The sequence below is a fragment of the Paenarthrobacter aromaticivorans genome, assembly GCF_019038615.1.
Lineage (GTDB): Bacteria > Actinomycetota > Actinomycetes > Actinomycetales > Micrococcaceae > Arthrobacter > Arthrobacter aromaticivorans.
On sequence record NZ_JAHOPC010000011.1, the window covers coordinates 102,446 to 119,759 of the forward strand.

At 60.5% G+C, this 17,314-nt stretch carries 13 protein-coding genes; 10 read left to right on the plus strand and 3 right to left on the minus strand.

All coding sequences use genetic code 11. The features are described 5' to 3' along the window. The first annotated feature begins 306 nt into the window (after positions 1-306). The 4 genes from KSW38_RS16960 (at position 307) to KSW38_RS16975 (ending at position 5,380) form a co-directional block, all read left to right on the plus strand. Complete coding sequence (locus KSW38_RS16960; RefSeq protein ID WP_216926096.1) at positions 307-2,040, plus strand: ABC transporter ATP-binding protein; 1,734 nt, start codon at positions 307-309, stop codon at positions 2,038-2,040. Then, positions 2,037-4,112, plus strand: coding sequence for an ABC transporter ATP-binding protein (locus KSW38_RS16965; RefSeq protein ID WP_305799001.1), 2,076 nt, complete (start codon positions 2,037-2,039; stop codon positions 4,110-4,112). Before KSW38_RS16960 ends, KSW38_RS16965 begins: the two co-directional genes overlap by 4 nt. 74 nt (positions 4,113-4,186) lie before the next feature. Continuing rightward, the gene (locus KSW38_RS16970; protein ID WP_216926178.1) at positions 4,187-4,603 is read left to right on the plus strand and encodes an acyl-CoA thioesterase; all 417 of its coding nucleotides are present in this window, start codon (positions 4,187-4,189) and stop codon (positions 4,601-4,603) included. A 9-nt stretch (positions 4,604-4,612) separates the two neighbouring features. Next, positions 4,613-5,380 carry a copper homeostasis protein CutC gene (locus KSW38_RS16975; RefSeq protein WP_216926097.1) on the plus strand — a complete coding sequence of 256 codons (768 nt, stop codon included), beginning with the start codon at positions 4,613-4,615 and terminating at the stop codon, positions 5,378-5,380. A 15-nt stretch (positions 5,381-5,395) separates the two neighbouring features. Here the strand turns inward: KSW38_RS16975 and KSW38_RS16980 are convergent, their stop codons facing one another. The 3 genes from KSW38_RS16980 to KSW38_RS16990 all read right to left on the minus strand — a co-directional run bounded on the left by KSW38_RS16980 (position 5,396) and on the right by KSW38_RS16990 (position 9,674). Further along, entirely contained in the window at positions 5,396-7,984 is a 2,589-nt protein-coding gene (locus tag KSW38_RS16980) for a GH32 C-terminal domain-containing protein (RefSeq protein WP_216926098.1), read from the minus strand. 125 nt (positions 7,985-8,109) lie between these two features. Continuing rightward, entirely contained in the window at positions 8,110-9,315 is a 1,206-nt protein-coding gene (locus tag KSW38_RS16985; protein WP_216926099.1) for a NosD domain-containing protein, read from the minus strand. Between the two features lie 176 nt (positions 9,316-9,491). Further along, on the minus strand, positions 9,492-9,674 hold the full coding sequence (locus KSW38_RS16990; protein ID WP_216926100.1) for a hypothetical protein: 183 nt from the start codon (positions 9,672-9,674) through the stop codon (positions 9,492-9,494). Between the two features lie 379 nt (positions 9,675-10,053). Here KSW38_RS16990 and KSW38_RS16995 point away from each other — a divergent pair, with 379 nt between their 5' ends. From KSW38_RS16995 to KSW38_RS17020, 6 genes are all read left to right on the plus strand, one after another. Continuing rightward, complete coding sequence (locus tag KSW38_RS16995; protein WP_216926101.1) at positions 10,054-11,334, plus strand: ABC transporter substrate-binding protein; 1,281 nt, start codon at positions 10,054-10,056, stop codon at positions 11,332-11,334. 70 nt (positions 11,335-11,404) lie between these two features. Then, positions 11,405-12,292, plus strand: coding sequence for a carbohydrate ABC transporter permease (locus tag KSW38_RS17000; protein WP_216926102.1), 888 nt, complete (start codon positions 11,405-11,407; stop codon positions 12,290-12,292). Then, positions 12,292-13,245, plus strand: coding sequence for a carbohydrate ABC transporter permease (locus tag KSW38_RS17005; RefSeq protein WP_216926103.1), 954 nt, complete (start codon positions 12,292-12,294; stop codon positions 13,243-13,245). Before KSW38_RS17000 ends, KSW38_RS17005 begins: the two co-directional genes overlap by 1 nt. Positions 13,246-13,291: 46 nt before the next feature. Then, the gene (locus KSW38_RS17010) at positions 13,292-14,686 is read left to right on the plus strand and encodes a right-handed parallel beta-helix repeat-containing protein (RefSeq protein ID WP_216926104.1); all 1,395 of its coding nucleotides are present in this window, start codon (positions 13,292-13,294) and stop codon (positions 14,684-14,686) included. A gap of 15 nt (positions 14,687-14,701) precedes the next feature. Beyond that, positions 14,702-15,754, plus strand: coding sequence for a LacI family DNA-binding transcriptional regulator (locus KSW38_RS17015; RefSeq protein WP_216926105.1), 1,053 nt, complete (start codon positions 14,702-14,704; stop codon positions 15,752-15,754). After that, the gene (locus KSW38_RS17020) at positions 15,751-17,295 is read left to right on the plus strand and encodes a glycoside hydrolase family 32 protein (protein WP_216926106.1); all 1,545 of its coding nucleotides are present in this window, start codon (positions 15,751-15,753) and stop codon (positions 17,293-17,295) included. Before KSW38_RS17015 ends, KSW38_RS17020 begins: the two co-directional genes overlap by 4 nt. Positions 17,296-17,314 lie beyond the last annotated feature (19 nt).

The window sequence follows — 17,314 nt, forward strand, 5'->3', positions numbered from 1 at the left end:
TCACGGATCCTGCCCTCGTTCGAAACTCCTGCCGTACTACGCGGGGTGTGGCGAACAACGGCGGGACCAAAAGCGCCGGCTGGGTGACCAGCCGGCGTTTTCGTTGCGTGCAGCGGCTGATCCGGCTGCGGTGCCTGCGCCAGCGGGAGCACATCCGACACGCGAAATACTCCGCTGGGATGATCTTTTCCCTAGGTTGTTTCGCCGAGGCAACGGATTTCGTAGAGTAGGGAGGCTAATACTGTCAGCCCTTGCTGCAACACTTCTCTTACTTCATTCACGCACTCTTTCTAAGGACCCGTGGGCATGCTTGTCACCCTTATACGGCGCTACTCCAAGCCGTATTTGCCGCAGATAGTGGCCGTCCTCATATTCCAGTTGGCGTCCACTATTGCCACGCTCTACCTCCCAAGCCTCAACGCCAAAATCATTGACGAGGGAGTATCCCGCGGCGACACCGATTTCATTTGGCGCACCGGCGCAATGATGCTCGCCGTTGCCCTCGGCCAGGTGCTCACCGCTATCGCTGCGGTGTACTTTGGTGCGCGGACAGCGATGGCGATCGGTCGTGACCTCCGGCGCAGTGTCTACCGTCAAGTGAGCAGTTTTTCCGCACAAGACGTGAACCGTTTTGGTGCTCCTACGCTGATCACACGAGGCACCAACGATGTCCAGCAGGTTCAGATGCTGGTGCTGATGGGCCTGAACTTCATGGTCTCAACACCCATCATGTGTGTGGGTGGCATCATTATGGCCCTCCGCGAGGACCTGAGTTTGTCGTGGCTGGTCTGGGTTTCGGTACCCATTCTGGTGGCAGTGGTGGGCTACCTCGTGGTCCGGTTGATGCCGCTGTTCCGGTCAATGCAGACCAAGATTGATGCCATCAACGGTGTGCTCCGTGAGCAAATCATTGGTATCCGGGTCGTCCGTGCCTTTGTGCGCGAACCTTACGAGGCCAAGCGCTTCGGTGATGCCAACCAGGACCTCACCGCGGTCTCGGTGAAGATCGGCAATCTCTTTGTCCTGATGTTCCCGGCCATCGGCATGATCCTGCACTTGTCTACTGCCGCGGTGCTGTGGTTCGGCGGTCAGCGTGTGGACTCCGGCGACATGCAGGTGGGATCCCTTACGGCTTTCCTTCAGTACCTGTTGCAGATTCTGATGGCGGTCATGATGGGCACGTTCATGGCCATGATGATTCCCCGTGCGTCCGTTTGTGCAGACCGCATCGGCGAGGTATTGGACGTAGAGCCTTCCATCCACAATCCGGTTTCCCCTGTGGTTCCGGCCGAGAAGAAGGGACGCGTGGAGTTCCGCGATGTCACCTTCAAATACCCCGGGGCCGAGGCTCCTGTGCTGAGCAACATTTCCTTTACCGCGGAGCCGGGCAAGACCCTGGCCATCATCGGTTCCACAGGCGCAGGCAAGACCACCCTGGTCTCCTTGCTGCCGCGGCTTTACGACGTCGCCTCAGGCAGTGTCCTGCTCGACGGCGTTCCTGTCACCGAGCTGGATGCCTCGGAGATCACCAGCCGTGTCTCAGCTGTGCCGCAGAAGCCGTACCTTTTCTCCGGGACCATCGAGCACAACCTGCGCTTTGGCAAGCCCGAGGCTACCGACGAGGAACTGTGGGAGGCGCTGGAAACGGCGCAGGCCAGGGGCTTTGTTGAGGAAAAGTCATCAGGGCTGGACCGTCGCATAGCCCAGGGCGGCACCAACGTTTCCGGTGGCCAGCGGCAGCGCCTTTCCATTGCCAGGGCCCTGGTGACCAAGCCGAATGTCTATCTCTTTGACGATTCCTTCTCCGCTTTGGACGTCGCCACAGATGCCAGGCTCCGTAAAGCGTTGAAGGCCAAGACCCGGGACGCAACGGTCATCATCGTCGCCCAGCGTGTCTCCACCATTGCAGACGCGGACGAGATCCTGGTCCTGGATAACGGCCGCATCGTGGATCGCGGAACGCATGATGAACTCCTGGAGACTTCGCCGACGTACCAGGAAATCGTTGAATCCCAGCTGAGTGTAGAGGAAGTCGCATGAGCGAGCAGGACCAGCAGAAGAAGCGTGGCTGGGCTGCCAAGGCAGAAGCCGCAAAGAATGCCAAGGCTACGGCAGAGGCGGAAGCGGCAACCGCGGTGCTTGACGATGACGTGGTGGATGAGGAGTACGTCCCGTCCGAAGCCGATGGCGGTATGTTCGGCAATCTTCCAGCCAAGAAAGCCAAGGAGTTCTGGCCATCCGCCAAGCGCCTCATGGGCCTGTTGAAGCCTGAGAGTCTCGGCGTCTACATCGTGATCGGCCTTGTGGTGGTCTCGGTGGTCCTGAACGTGATTGCGCCCAAGATTTTGGGCAGTGCGATGGACGTGATCTTCGGCGGCGTCATGGGCAAACAGCTCCCGCCGGGCGTCTCGCAGGAACAGTTCGTAGAGCTCATGCGTCAGCAAGGCCAAGAGAACTTTGCGGACATGGTCTCCAAGATGGAACTCACCAACGGGATCAATTTCCCCAAGCTGACGTTCCTCATTTCGATCGTCCTCCTGATGTACTTTGTGGCCAACATCTTCCTGTGGGCACAGGGCTGGCTGCTCAACAGGATTGTCATGCGAGTCATCAAGCAGCTCCGTAATGACGTCCAGGCAAAGCTCAACAGGCTCCCGCTGAACTACTTCGACACCCGTCAGCGCGGCGACATCCTTTCCCGCGTCACCAACGACGTCGACAATGTCCAGCAGGGCCTCCAGCAAGCGTTCGCACAGTTGGTGAGCTCCGTGCTCACCGTTGTGGGAATCACCGTGATGATGTTCATCGTGTCCTGGGAACTGGCACTGATCGCGTTGATCGCCTTGCCGCTTTCCGGTGTCATGGCCGGCTTCATTGGTGCCAAGAGCCAGAAGCTCTTCGCTGCGCAGTGGAAGAACACCGGTTCGCTGAATGGACAGATTGAGGAGTCCTTCTCGGGGCATGACCTGGTGAAGGTGTTCGGGCGCGATGCTGACATGCTGGTGCGCTTCGATGAACGCAACGAGGCCTTGTACAAGGCGTCCTTCGGCGCCCAGTTTGTTTCGGGTGTCATTTTCCCGGCCATGAACTTCGTGTCCTACCTGTCCTACGTCGGCATTGCGGTGGTGGGTGGCCTGCGGGTTGCTTCGGGCTCCATGAGCCTTGGCGACGCCACGGCCTTCATCCAGTACTCGCGTGAATTCACCCAGCCTCTGGGCCAGATTGCCGGCATGGCGAACATGCTGCAGTCCGGTGTCGCCTCGGCCGAGCGCGTCTTTGAGTTCCTCGACGCCGACGACGAAGTTGAAGAGACGGGTACCCGCCACCTGCCAGCCAAGACCGACGGCCACGTGGAGTTCGAGCATGTCTCGTTCAGCTACGTGGAGGATAAGCCCCTCATCGAGGATCTCTCCTTCAGTGCGGAGCCTGGCCACACGGTGGCGATCGTCGGGCCTACGGGTGCTGGAAAGACCACACTGGTGAACCTTGTCATGCGGTTCTACGAGCTCAATGCCGGACGCATCACCCTGGACGGCGTGGACATCAAGGATCTCAGCCGCTCCGAGCTCCGGTCCAAGGTGGGCATGGTGTTGCAGGATGCCTGGCTGTTCGGCGGAACCATCTACGACAACATCAAGTACGGCAACCTGGATGCCACCGAGGAACAAATCATGGAGGCTGCCAAGGCCACCTACGTGGACCGCTTCGTGAGAGCCCTTCCGGACGGTTATCAGACGATCATCGACGAAGAAGGCAACAACGTCAGCGCCGGTGAGAAGCAGCTCATCACCATCGCACGTGCGTTCGTTTCCGATCCGTCGCTGTTGATCCTTGACGAAGCTACGAGCTCGGTGGATACGCGTACCGAGCTGCTGCTGCAGAAGGCAATGGCCGCGCTCCGCACCGACCGGACGAGTTTCGTGATCGCCCACCGTTTGTCCACCATCCGCGATGCTGACACCATACTTGTCATGGAGAACGGGCAAATCGTGGAGCAGGGCAACCACAGCCAGCTGCTTGCGCTCCAAGGCGCCTACTACCGCCTGTACATGTCCCAGTTTGCCGGTGAGGAAGAGACCGCCGTGGATGACTCGACGGCGGTGCACAGCTGAGCGCGAATTCCCTGAGCACCGGGTTGTACTCCCGGGATTCCGTGGACCCCCAGCGCATCGAGGTACTCGTACCTATGCGCTGGGGCGACATGGACGCGTACGGGCATATCAACAACGTGCAGATCGTACGCATGCTGGAAGAAGCCCGAATCGCGGCTTTCGGACCACCACGGGGTGCCGGCCTTCCGGGCATGGAACCGCCCGCGGCCCTCTTCAATGACGTTGAAGAGGGCACCATGACGTTGGTTGTGGAGCACAAAGTCCGTTACGTGAGGACTTTGGAATACCGCAACATCCCGGCCTTGGTGGAGATTTGGGTTGGCGCCATCAAGGGTGCCAGCTTTGATCTTCACTACGTCATTAAGGACCCCGTTACAAAGGAAGACTGTGTCAAAGCCACTACGCACCTGGCCTTCGTGGCAGAAGCTACCGGCAGGGTCCTCAGGCTGACTCCGGACCAGAAGGAAAAGCTGGAGCGTTACCGCGCGTAGAGTTTCACCATGAAACTTGAAATCGCCGTGGTGAGCGCGACGGGTGCCGGTACGGCCGCATCCGAAGGTGCCGATCGGATTGAGCTCTGCAGCAGCCTGGAACTTGGTGGCATCACGCCAAGCCAGGGACTACTTGAGGCCAGCATGGAACATGTTGACGGACGCCTGGAGATCCACCCTCTGGTGCGGTGCCGCCCCGGCGATTTCCACTACTCCGCCTCGGATGTGGACACGATGGTGCACGAGGTACGCCACTTGCTGGCTCAGGGCGCCCACGGAGTAGTGGTGGGCGCCCTGACCGCGGAGGGCGACGTCGATGTTCATGCGGTTCAACGCCTGGTGGATTCTGCCCGGGACGCCAGCCCGGATGCGCAGTTGACCTTCCATCGCGCGATCGACCAATCACGGGATCCCATGGCCGCCCTTGATCATTTGCTGGAGCTCGGCTTCACCAGGGTACTTACGTCGGGCCACGAGGCCACGGCAGGTGCAGGCCTTCCCACCCTGTCCGAGATGGTGGAGCGGGCCGGAGGAGCCCTGGAGATCATGGCAGGAGGCGGCTTGCAGCTTGGCGATATCCCGGCGATGCACGCAGCCGGCCTCTCGGCAGTTCATATGTCCGCCAAGAGAACCGTCTCTACGCTGGGTCAACGAACCATTTCCCTTGGCACGCAGGACGGTGCCGACCCCACCGCCTATACCGTTACTGACCGGGAAACGGTCCGCATGGCGCGAGCCGAGATCAACGCGCTGGAACTCGGTGCTCCTCCGGCATAGTTTCCACCGCTGGGGTCAGCCTCCCCACATTGCCTGGTTCAGGGGAGTTACCGTCATGCTTTCGAGCCGTGCGGTTCCTCCTTCTGCGAAAACCGAGATGTTGGTCGCCCCAGCGCTTGGAAAGACCTGGTCCGTGATGGTGGTCAGGCCGTCCTGGGCGAAGAGCTCCACGGATGCACGATCAACGTACAGGCGCAGGCGTAGCCGGCCGTCGATCAACTCCACGCGCGGGTCCTCTACTGAACTGAAGGCTGGATGGAATCCCTCGTTGCCCGAGTTGGTCCTGTCGATGGAGAGCCGCTTCGTGGAGGGAACGTAGCCAATCCGGGTTGCTTCGGTTCCGTTATCGAGGACTTTCACGCCAAACGCCGATGCCGTCCCCGGAGAGAATTCGGCGTCAACCTGGACCACGTCACCGGTGATGGGGAGTGTGGTTGTTCCGGGCGTGATGTCCTGGGCCGGCGCAGTATATGCGGCCGCCGTGTTCTTCAACGCCTCGGCCTGGGACACCACCTGCTGCCGCAGCCGCGGACCCGCGGACGTCTGGGTTAGTACCACTTCTCGCGGCAACGCCATGGTTCCGCGCCATGTGGTGGTGGGAGTGTCCTGACCGTAGTCCCAGTTGTTCATCCAGCCCAGCATGATCCGCTTGCCGCCTGGAGCATTGTTGAAGGACACCGTGGCGTAGTAGTCCCTGCCCCAGTCCAGCCAATCGTGCTGCTCGAGGTAGGAGGCATCCGAGGAAACGAATTCGTCGGCGAGGATGTGTCCCCAGCCGCCGCGGTTGTTGTCCACGATCTTGATGGTGGCCTGGCTGCCTTTGTAGGCGCTGACGTCCCAGGCTTTCCACTCCAGATTTTCGGAGTCATTGCCGGTGGCGGTACGAACTGTCTGACCATTGACCACAAGGTTCACGGTGGTTTCGGCGCTCCTGGGCTTCGCCGGCTCTGAACCCAACACCATGTTGTCCAGTGTCAGATGGCCCCATGGGCCGGTTGCGTTGTCCACAATCCGGATGCGGGCGATCTGGCCGTACCATGGGGAAACGTCCCAGTTCTGCCAGTTCAGGTCGCCCGAATTCGAGCCAGTTGCGGTACGAACCGGCACGCCTCCCACCAGCAGTTCAACCTGGAGTTCCCCGTTGGTTCGGCTGCCGCCGCCTAGGAGGAAGCCGATGTTGGTGTTGGTCAGGTAGAACTCGGGGGACGTGATGGTGCCGACGTTGTTGTCCTGGTACGGGCCGCCTTCGAAAGTGTTGATCCGTTTTCCGATGGCGAATTCACCGCCCGACGACGAGGGGTTCAGTGCCGCCTGGAAGTCGCCGGTAAGCTGCCAGCCGGCTTGCGTGAGTGTCCCGGGGTAGTCGAAGCCGTCGAATAGCAGGTACCCCGGAGGGGCTTGGTTTCCCGATTGCTTTCCGATTACCTGGGGGTGCTTTCCGCCGCCGGCGAGGAAGTTCAGGTAGTCCTTGTCCAACGTAAACGGTGCTGATTCCATAGTGCCCACGGGTGCATCGCCACCGTGGAAGCCGTTGACGAACCCGGTGCCGATGGTGCCAGTAACCGCCATTTGCCCTGAAAGAGTTCCCGAGGCGGGGGCGCTTCCCCAAGGCCCGGAACTGTTTGACGGATCGTTCTGGACGTTCCAGCCGCTGTAATTGCCACCATTGAAGCCGGCAAGAAGGTTTCCCGGAGGAAGCTGGCTGGCGGGATCGATATTCTCGGCGGTGAAGGAAGTGCCGTTGAAGGTTCCTACGAAGTATTGTCCGCCGCTGCCGCCGGCCACGGCTCCGGGGTTGATATTCACCGAGAGGACCCACTTGACGTTGTTTGGATCTCCGTCGACGGCGAGGGGGAACAGATCAGGGCATTCCCACTGTCCTCCGGTCGCATTTGCCGGACCGAAGTCATCCAGATAGTTCCATTGCTTCAGGTCGTTGCTCTTATAGAAGAGGACGCGGTGTTCGTCAGCTTCAACGGCTGCCATGACCCAGTAGTCCGGACCGGTGGGGGAGTCGTACCAGAAGACCTTGGGGTCGCGGAAGCTGGACGTGTTCCTGTTCAGGACCGGATTGTTGCCGTACTTGGTCCAGGTCTGCCCGTCATCGGTGCTGAAGGCCAGCGACTGTGCTTGTTTACCGGCGAGGGTTGGGTGGGCCGCGGTGTAATTGCTCGTATAGATGGCCACCAACGGCGGATTTTGGAGGGTCCCGAGTCCGCTGGTGTTCTGGGTGTCCACCACGACGGATCCCGAAAAGATTTCTTCGATCACCTGGCCGGATCCGTTGAAACCCCGTGGGATAGCGAGTGGTTGTTCCTCCCAATGGATCAGGTCGGTGGAGGATGCGTGGCCCCAGCTCATGTCTCCCCACCGTGTTCCGTTGGGGTTGTACTGGTAATACATGTGGTATTTTCCGTTGTGGAACACGAGTCCATTGGGATCGTTCATCCAGTTCGCTTCCGGCGTGTAGTGCAGGTATGGCCGGTATTGCTGGGTGGCCGGATCCGGGTCGGTGGCCTGCGCGGTGGCGGCAACGGAGAATGAGGCAGCGGTGAGTGCCACGGCCGCCCCGATCGATATTAGGGCTTTGGCGCGTCTTGTCATCGTTGACAGACCTTTCGTCAAGGGCTTGCGTTGCAGGATGACGACGGCGGACCCGCCTCGTGGGGCGACGCCCGCCGTCGTGCTATTCGCTATTCATATTCATGTCGTGCGATGACGCCGCGCAGCTATGGCGTTGCCCTGAAGGCGTAGTTGGACGCGTACCGGACCACCTGATTGCTGTCGCCGCTGTCCAGCACCTTGGATCCGGAGGTTGATGCATCCAGGACTACGGTGTGCACGGCAATGGCCGAGACGGTGTTGTTGGTGGCGATGTAGTTGTTGTTTCCGGAAGCCACCAGGATGATGGTGGGCGTCTGCCCCGACGGCGTGACCGAACCCGAAGCGACGTCGTAGCTGAAGTGGTTTCCAGTAACCGTGTTGTTGCTGCCCGCTATGTGCACCAGGCCGAACAGATCGTCCAATCCGTTGTTGTACGGCTTGAGGGGATCGAACGGTTCCATCTGTCGCAGGAAGTGATTGGCTCCAATGAGGTTTTCGGTGCAGCTTCCCTCGAAGTTCACCATGCCGGGGTAGAACGCATGGAAGCGGTTGGACGTAATGGAGGAGCGGGTGCAGTCCTTGAAGTGCACGCTGCTCTTGCCCCGGGGGAAGACGTTGTTGCCCGTGACCAGCAGGCCCATGTGCCCCTCGGCGAAGATCGAGAATCCCACGAAACCGGCACCAATGAGGTTGTCGGTGACCTTCGAGGCCTGGCCCGATCCTGTCAATTCCACGCAGGAGCCACATTCAGCAAGGAAGTTGCTGCTGACGCTCAGGGCATCTGTATCCCTGACAACAAGCCCATGCTCCAGGTACACCATTCCCATGCGCTCCACCCGGCAGGAATCGTTGGCGGAATCGAAGCGGATGCCCGTTTTCCCATTGGTGTAGTCGTTCTCGTTGGAGCCGAAGGAGACGCCATCAAGGCAGAAGTTCTCGAACACCACTGCGCTAATCCGTGGATCACCTGTGCGGTAGACCCGGAAGGCGTCCGTGTTCCCGTCAGTATTTTCCACCCTGACGCGGCTGGCGCCCGGGTTGATTTCGTGCCAGGCCGATGTGTTGCCGGCGTTGTAGCGGATGCTCAACGAGGTGAAGCCATGGCCCGATCCCCGGATGGTCAGGAAGCTGATGTCCACATTCACCCTGGTCTTCAAGGAGTAGTCTCCCGGCGGGATGTAGATGACAGCACCGGGCTTGGACGCCTGGCTGGTCTGCTGGCTCTTGATGTCAGCGATGATGCTGTTGATGATGAGCCCGATGTCGTTGTACGGGGTAGCGGACGGATTCCCTGGAACGCTCCAGGTGGTGACGTCGTAGACGGTGGTCAAAGCTGGTTCTCCTCACATCGTTGGGGGACTGAACTGTGCTGCTTCTCTTCAAGTGCGTCCGGAACCGCCGGCGCCGTGCTCTGCATGCTCGCTCGTGCCTCGTTTAGCCGCATGCTGCCGCACGCCTCCGGCGGTTCCGGGTGGTTCTACAGACGGGTGCTCTATAGACGGTTGCTTTACAGGACGCCGATAAGGTGGCGGTGCCCCTGCGGCTGAGTGCCGGCGTCGGGCGTTGCGACCACCGGCCCTGGCGCCGCGGCAGCAGCGCTGCCCGTGGCCGCCACAGCAAAGGCAACTGCTGCCGATGCCGTGAAAGCGCGGAGTAGGCTTCGTCGGCTGATGTCCGGGACGGGTTTCATACTTTCTCCAGTGAATAGGGTCACCAAGCGTGGACGCTGGTGAGAGATGGGAAGGGACCGCCCTAAGGGTGGAGACCGGTGGACGGGAAGAACAGGCATCAAGAACACGCGTCGCCCTAAAGAACAGGCGTGAGCGGAAGGGGCACAGCGGGTCCCAAAACCTGCCGCATCAGCCAAAATATGCCAAAACGGTTTATCTGCCTGCGACGATGACTTTAGAGCTGGGCCATCCAGCTCGTCAAGATCCCGCACGAGCCAAAATGTGACGCTTGACATACCCGGGAAAACGCGCCTATGGTGTTGCCAAGTCGTTTTGGCAAAACGATTCTCCAGTCTACAAAAATCTCTCAAATCCCGTTCCAAGAGAAAGTCGACAGCGATGTCCACTCGAAAGACCATCTCCAGGCTCGTCACACTCGGCGGCCTCTGCACTGCCGTCGCACTCGCAGCTACGGGTTGCGGTGCCGGGGGCCCCGCACCCACATCCGGAAGCGCGTCCAGCACTGTCAACGTCCTGGTGGAAGCAGGCGGCCACGCCGAGCTCACGGGCGTTGCCGAGCAATGCAAGAAGGACACCGGCCTCAACGTCAACTTCGTCGAACTGCCCTATGACGGCATGTTCAACCGGCTCTCCAGCGAGTTCTCCTCCGGCAACGTTTCCTTCGACGTCGCCGCATTGGACTCCGTCTGGCTCCCCAGCTTCAAGGATGCAGTCCAGCCCATCGATGAACTGTTCACCGATGAAGCCAAGAAGGACATTTTCCCCGCGCTCGTGAAGGAAGCCAATGTAGACGGCCACTTCATCGGAATGCCTGCCTGGACCAACGCAGAGATCATCCTGTACCGCAAGGATCTCTTCGAGGACGCCAAGAACAAGGCAGATTTCAAGGCAAAGTACGGTTATGAACTGGCAGCCCCCACCACGTGGAAGCAGTACCAGGACATTTCCGAATTCTTCACCAAGGACGGCATGTACGGCACGGATGTGAAGGGCGCCGTGGAAACGGAATGGCTTGCCCACGTCCTGCAGGCCGGTTCGCCGATGGTCCTTGATGCGAACAACAACGTGATCATCGATAACGCTGCCCACAAGGAAGCCCTCGACTTCTACGTCAGCCTCACCAAGTCCGCCCCTCCGGGCGCTGCACAGGTTGACTGGGCCGCGGCACAGAACCTGTTCAACCAGGGCAAGACCGCCATGACCCGCTTCTGGGCCCACGCTTACCGGCAGATCCCCAAGGACTCTCCCGTAGCGGGCAAGGTGGGAGCCGCAGCGATGATTGGCGGCAGCGCCGGCGTCGCGGGTGTTCCGGGCCCGTGGTACCTGTCCGTACCCAAGGCCACCAAGAACGCTGATGCCGCCAAGAAGTTCATCAAGTGCGCTTACGACAACAACAGCATGGGTGTGGAATCAAGCCTGGGACTCGCCTCGCGCATCTCGGCGTTTGAGAAGTACCAGAACCAGCCGGGCTATGAGAGCTTCAAACCGCTGATCGAAACGCTCAACGGCAAGGCAACCGCAACGCGTCCGGCAACAGCCAAGTGGCAGCAGATTGTTGACACCGTGCTGGTTCCGCTCCTGCAGAAGGCTGTAGCCGGCGGTGACTCCGCCACCCTCCTGGCTGACGCCAAGAAGCAGATCCAGGACCTCCTCAAGTAAAGACTCCGCGGCTGGCACCGGCAGACTCGGCCGGTGCCGCCCGCGGTCCCAACAAACAGAAGAGAAAATCGTGCGTATCTCCGATCGCCGCTTCGCCCTATACCTGATGACCCCAGCGGCGCTGTTCCTGGCCGTGTTTGTGGCCTACCCGCTGTTCCGCCTGATCGCAGACAGCTTCTTCAAGATTTCGCCCATCGCGGGCGGCCCGCGTGACTTCGTCGGACTCCAAAACTATGCGGCAGCATTCGCCTCCGAAGCCTTTATGGGTGCTGGTTGGCGGACCCTGGCCTACACCGTGGTGGTAGTGACCCTCGAATTCGCGCTCGGCCTTGGGATGGCCTTGTTGTTCACCACTCTCGGACGCAAGTCCCAGGTTTGGCGGACTGTCTTCCTTTACCCGCTGATGATTGCGCCGATCGTGGCCGGCCTGCTCTGGAAGTTCCTGATGATCGATAACTTCGGCCTCATCGGGACCCTCCTGCACCAAGCGGGCATCCTCTCCAACCCCAACCAGATCGGCTGGCTCTCGGACCCGAACATCGTGCTGTTCTCGGTAGCCGTCCCCGATATCTGGCTCACGACGTCCTTCATGTGCCTGGTGCTGTTCGCCGGCCTCCAAAACATCCCCGGCGACCTCATCGAGGCAGCCCGCCTGGACGGCGCCAAGGCACCGGCGCTCCTGTTCCAGATCATTCTTCCGCTCCTCCGCCCGGTAATCGCCGTGGCACTGGTGGTCCGCGGAATCGATGCCGCCCGGGCCTTTGACACCATCCTCATTCAAACCAACGGCGGCCCGCAGTCCGCCTCCGAAACCATGAGCCTGCTGATCTACCGGACCATGATCCGCTTCGGCGATCCCGGCCTGGCCAGCGCCATGGGCACTATCTACCTGCTGGCGATGCTCGCCGTCGCATTCTTCGCGGTGGCCACCATCTGGCGGCCAGGAAAGGACAACTGATGCGCGTCGCCGAACGAACAAAGCCCGACGGCGGGAAGGCGCCTACAGTGACTGCCAGGAGTTCCGTTTCAACCGCCACGCATGTTGCCCTGCGCAGGCGCCGCGGCGTCAACCGTGAAGGCCTTGAGGCTGGACGCCGCAGCACCAGGACCATCCTGTGGATCCTGCTGGCCGCAGCCATGGTGCTGTACGGGTTCCCGTTCCTGTACTTGCTGTTTACGTCCTTCAAGACCCCGATCGACACCATCGCCGTTCCACCTACCATCCTTCCCAAAGAATGGACCCTGGAGAATTACGCGAACGCCCTTGGCCGTAGCGGTGTGTTGGCTTCATTCATCAACAGCATCCAGACCGCGATCATCAGCACCCTGCTGTCCTTGGTACTGGCTGTCCCGGCGGCTTATGGCATCACGCGCTACAAGACTCCGAGCGGCCGGGTGTTCATCATGGCCGCACTGGTCACCCGCATGGTGCCGCCGGTAGCAATCGGCATTCCGCTGGCATCCATGATGGCTTCGGCTGGTTTGGCGGATACCCCGATCGCGTTGTCCATTGCCCACACCACCATTTCCTTGCCGCTTTCCATCTGGCTGATGTCCAGCTTCTTCGAGGCTGTTCCCCGTGACTTGGAAGAGGCAGCAACGGTGGATGGCTGCAGCAGGCTCGGCGCGCTCTGGCGGGTAGTGATCCCGGTGGTTTCCGGAGGCATCGCCGTCACCGCGATCTTCGCCTTCCTCGCATCATGGAACGAGTTCCTCTTCGCACTCCTGATGACCGCCATCCGCTCCCAGACGACTCCAGTGGTCATCGCGAACTTCCAGACCCAATTCGGCCTGGACTGGGGATCCATGACGGCGCTGGCCGCCGTGTACTCCATCCCGGTCATCCTTCTCACCCTTCTCCTGCAGCGCAAGATCGTCGCAGGCATGACGCTCGGCGCCGTCAAGGGCTAAGAACCGTCAAGGGCCGGGAAACCACACCACAAAAAGGGCAGAAGCTATGTCAAGCAACAACTACTACGACGTCACTACGTGGCCGGTCGGCAACCCGTCCGAGGACGTCGGTGAAGTCATCAACAGCATCATCGCCGACATCAAGGACCGGCAGGCAGCCACCGATGTGAACAACGGAGGAAAGCCGGGAGCGGTGATCTACCTGCCACCCGGGGACTACCACCTCCGTACGCAGGTGGTGATCGATATCAGCTTCCTCAGGATCCAGGGCTCGGGACACGGCTTTACGTCGTCGAGCATCCGGTTCAACGTTCCCGAAGACGAGTGGCCCGACCTGCATGAGCTGTGGCCCGGAGGAAGTCGCATTATTGTCGATCTTCCGCTCGGTGTTGACGGGGAAGCCTCCGACGAAGCCAAGGGAGCAGCCTTCTACATTGAGCGAAGCGGGAGCCCCCGGATCAGCTCGGTGGAGTTCTCCAACTTCTGCATCGACGGCTTGCACTTCACGCCGGACGGCTCGGAGCTGCCACCGGAAAACACTTATGTGAATGGCAAGACCGGTATCTATGTGGCGAGCGCCAATGACTCATTCCGCGTTACGGGGATGGGGTTCATCTACCTTGAGAACGCCCTCACGATCCATAACGCCGACGCGCTTTCCATTCACGACAACTTCATTGCTGAGTGTGGAAGCTGCATCGAGTTGCGCGGTTGGGGGCAGGCCTCAAAGATCACCGACAATTTGATCGGAGCAGGTTTCAAGGGCCACTCGATCTATGCCAGGAACCATGGCGGGCTCCTGATAACCGCGAACAACATCTTCCCCAGGGGTGCGAGCAGCATCCATTTGGACGGCGTCACGCGTTCAAGCGTCACCAACAACCGTCTGCATTCGTTCTACCCCGGGATGGTGGTCCTCGCAGCGAACAGTTCCGAGAACCTCGTGGCAACGAACCACTTCCTGCGTGACCATGAGCCCTGGACGCCGTTCCTGGGAGTCGATAACGGGCTGGACGATCTGTACGGGCTTCTCTGCGTGAGCGGGAACAACAACTCTGTGGTGGGCAACCACTTCTCCGAGGTCATCGACGCGCAGGGCATCCGTCCCGCAGGTGCGACGCCGGTCATCATCCGGTTGCTGGAGGGGGCTGGAAATTTCGTCTCCAACAATCACGTGGTGGCGATGGACGTTCACTCCACATCCAGTGATTCCTGCTTCTCCGCCCAGGTGGACGCCCTGCTGACCACGGGTGTTTCCGACGGGCTCGCCGTCACGGCCGTCCTGGTCGATCCCGGATCTGCCCGGAACACGATCCTTGATTCCGGAACTGACGCACAGGTCATTGCAGATAGGGCTGTTAACGCCTTGAGGGCCACACCGACAGTCGGTTTCCGGGCGGCACATGCTGATTCGATCGCAGGATCAGCACCAACATCATGAGGACGTGGGGGACCAATGACCAATAGATCAGTGGGTATCAAGGATGTGGCGGCAGAGGCCGGGGTTTCGGTCACCACCGTCTCCCACGTCCTGAACGATGTTGCCTACGCCCGGGTCGGCGCAAGAACCAGGGAGCGGGTCCAGGAAGCCGCACACCGTCTGGGGTACGGCCCTAACCGTCTGGCTCAAGCCCTGCGGACGCAACGTTCAGGGATGATCGGGTTCATCAGCGAAGAAATCGCTACCACGCCTCATGCAGGCAGGATCATCCTGGGCTCGGAGGAAACTGCCAAGCGCCGGGGCTACAACATCATGATCATCAACTCCACCAGCACCAGTTCCCAGGAGTCCAAGGAAAGCCAAGTGGCGGACCTGCTGGACCGGCAAGTGGACGGCATCCTGTACGCCACGATGTATCACCGGAAGCTGGCTGTTCCCAAGAACCTGGCGGGACTTCCTGCGGTCCTGGTGGACTCCGAAGATATCAGTAACACTGTTTCCTCCGTTATCCCCGACGAAGTGGGCGGCGCAAGGTCCGCCGTGCAGACACTGATCGACGCCGGTCACACCCGGATCGGGATGCTCAACAACACCGACGACGTGCCTGCAACCCACTCCCGGTTGCGGGCCTTCAAGGAAACGTTGGCAGACGCCGGGCTTCCGTTCCACGAAGAACTGGTCCAGTCCGAACATTCGGAGATGCCTGGTGGCTACCAGGCGGCGCTGCGTCTGCTGAAACCTGAGAGCCGGCCAACGGCCGTGTTCTGCTACAACGACCGCATGGCCATGGGTGCCTACCGGGCCGCTGCGGAACTTGGTCTCAGGATTCCGGAGGACATCTCCTTCGTCGGTTTCGACAACCAGGAACTCATTGCCGAAAACCTTTACCCTGCGCTGACAACAGTCGCCCTGCCGCACTACGAGATGGGTGCATGGGCAACGGAAAACCTGATCGATGCCATCGAAGGGAAATCCGACCTGCAGCTGTTCGCCACCCACCCCACCGTTCTTCCATGTCCCATGGTTCTTCGCGATTCCGTCGCATCCCTCCCGAAAGACCTCCGATGACTGAAACAACAACGCACCGTGCCGGTCTCGGCGAAGACGCCGCCTCAACGATGCGCCCGATACTTCACTACACGGCCAGGAACACCTGGCTGAACGACCCCAATGGACTGGTTTGGCACGACGGTCTCTACCACCTCTTCTACCAAAACAACCCGTTCGACAACGTCTGGGGCAACATGTCTTGGGGGCATGCCACCTCAACAGACCTCCTGCATTGGACTGAACACCCGGTTGCCATCGCCTGTGACGAGGAAGAAGACGTGTTTTCCGGCAGCATCGTAGTGGACCACGGCAATACCTCGGGATTCGGCACGGAGGAAGACCCGGCGTTGGTGGCCATCTACACGAGCGCCTTCAAGGAAGGCTCGACGCACCAGGGGACACAGGCCCAGTCCCTCGCGTTCTCCACGGATGGCGGCATGACCTGGAGCAAATATGCGGGTAATCCCGTGCTTGGCCGCGGTTCGGCGCATTTCCGGGATCCCAAGGTGTTCCGCTACGAGGGATCTGCCGGCGCCTGCTGGGTGATGGTGGCGGTGGAGGCCCAGCATCAGCAGGTTGTCATGTACCGCTCGGCCAACCTGAAGGACTGGGAATACCTGAGTACTTTCGGCCCCGCGAACTCGTCGGAGGGCGAATGGGAATGCCCGGACTTGTTCCCGCTCCCTGTCGACGGGAACCCGGAGAACGTCAAGTGGGTCCTGGTGGTTAACGTCAATCCTGGTGCCGTGGCCGGTGGCTCGGGAGGGCAGTACTTCGTAGGCCACTTCGATGGCGTGCAATTCACTGCCGATCCCGATTCGCTCGTTTCACCGGATGCTGACGGATCCACCGATCTCAGGCAATGCCTGTGGCTGGACTGGGGGCGTGACTATTACGCCGCGGTCTCCTTCAGCAACACCCCGGACAACCGCCGCATCATGATCGGCTGGATGAACAACTGGGACTATGCCAACTCCTTGCCCACGGCCCCGTGGCGCTCGGGGATGTCCCTTGCCCGCGAGGTGGAACTAGCGACTGTGGAGGGTTTGCCGCGCTTGGTTCAACGCCCGGTGCTTCCGCTGGTGCTGCCCCTGGACTCAGGTGTGCCAAAGAGCACTTTCCAAGACGTGGAACTTCACGATTCCGTGCTGGAACTGCCCGACGCCATGCCCGGATCAGCCCTGCTGATCGAGGCTGAGATCCTGCCCGGCTCGGTGCGGAGCATTGCGTTCAGGCTTCTATGTGCCCCGGACGGGAGCGCCGCAACGGTTCTCAGCTTTGATCCCGTAACGAGTCAACTCACCCTGGATCGCCGCACTTCCGGAAACACAGCCTTCCACGAAAAGTTTGCGTCGGCAGAGTCGGCGCCAGTGAAGCTCGACGGCGGTGTGCTGAGGCTGCGTATTATCGTGGACCAGTCCGTGGAGGTCTTCGCCCAAGACGGCAGGGTTGTCCTGAGCGATCTTGTTTTTCCCCTCCCCGGGAGCCTGGGCACCGACCTCCGCGTGGAAGGCGGTACGGCCACTATCCTGAAACTGGTTGTCAGCTCATTGTCCTAAGGACAGGGCCGGTTCGAGT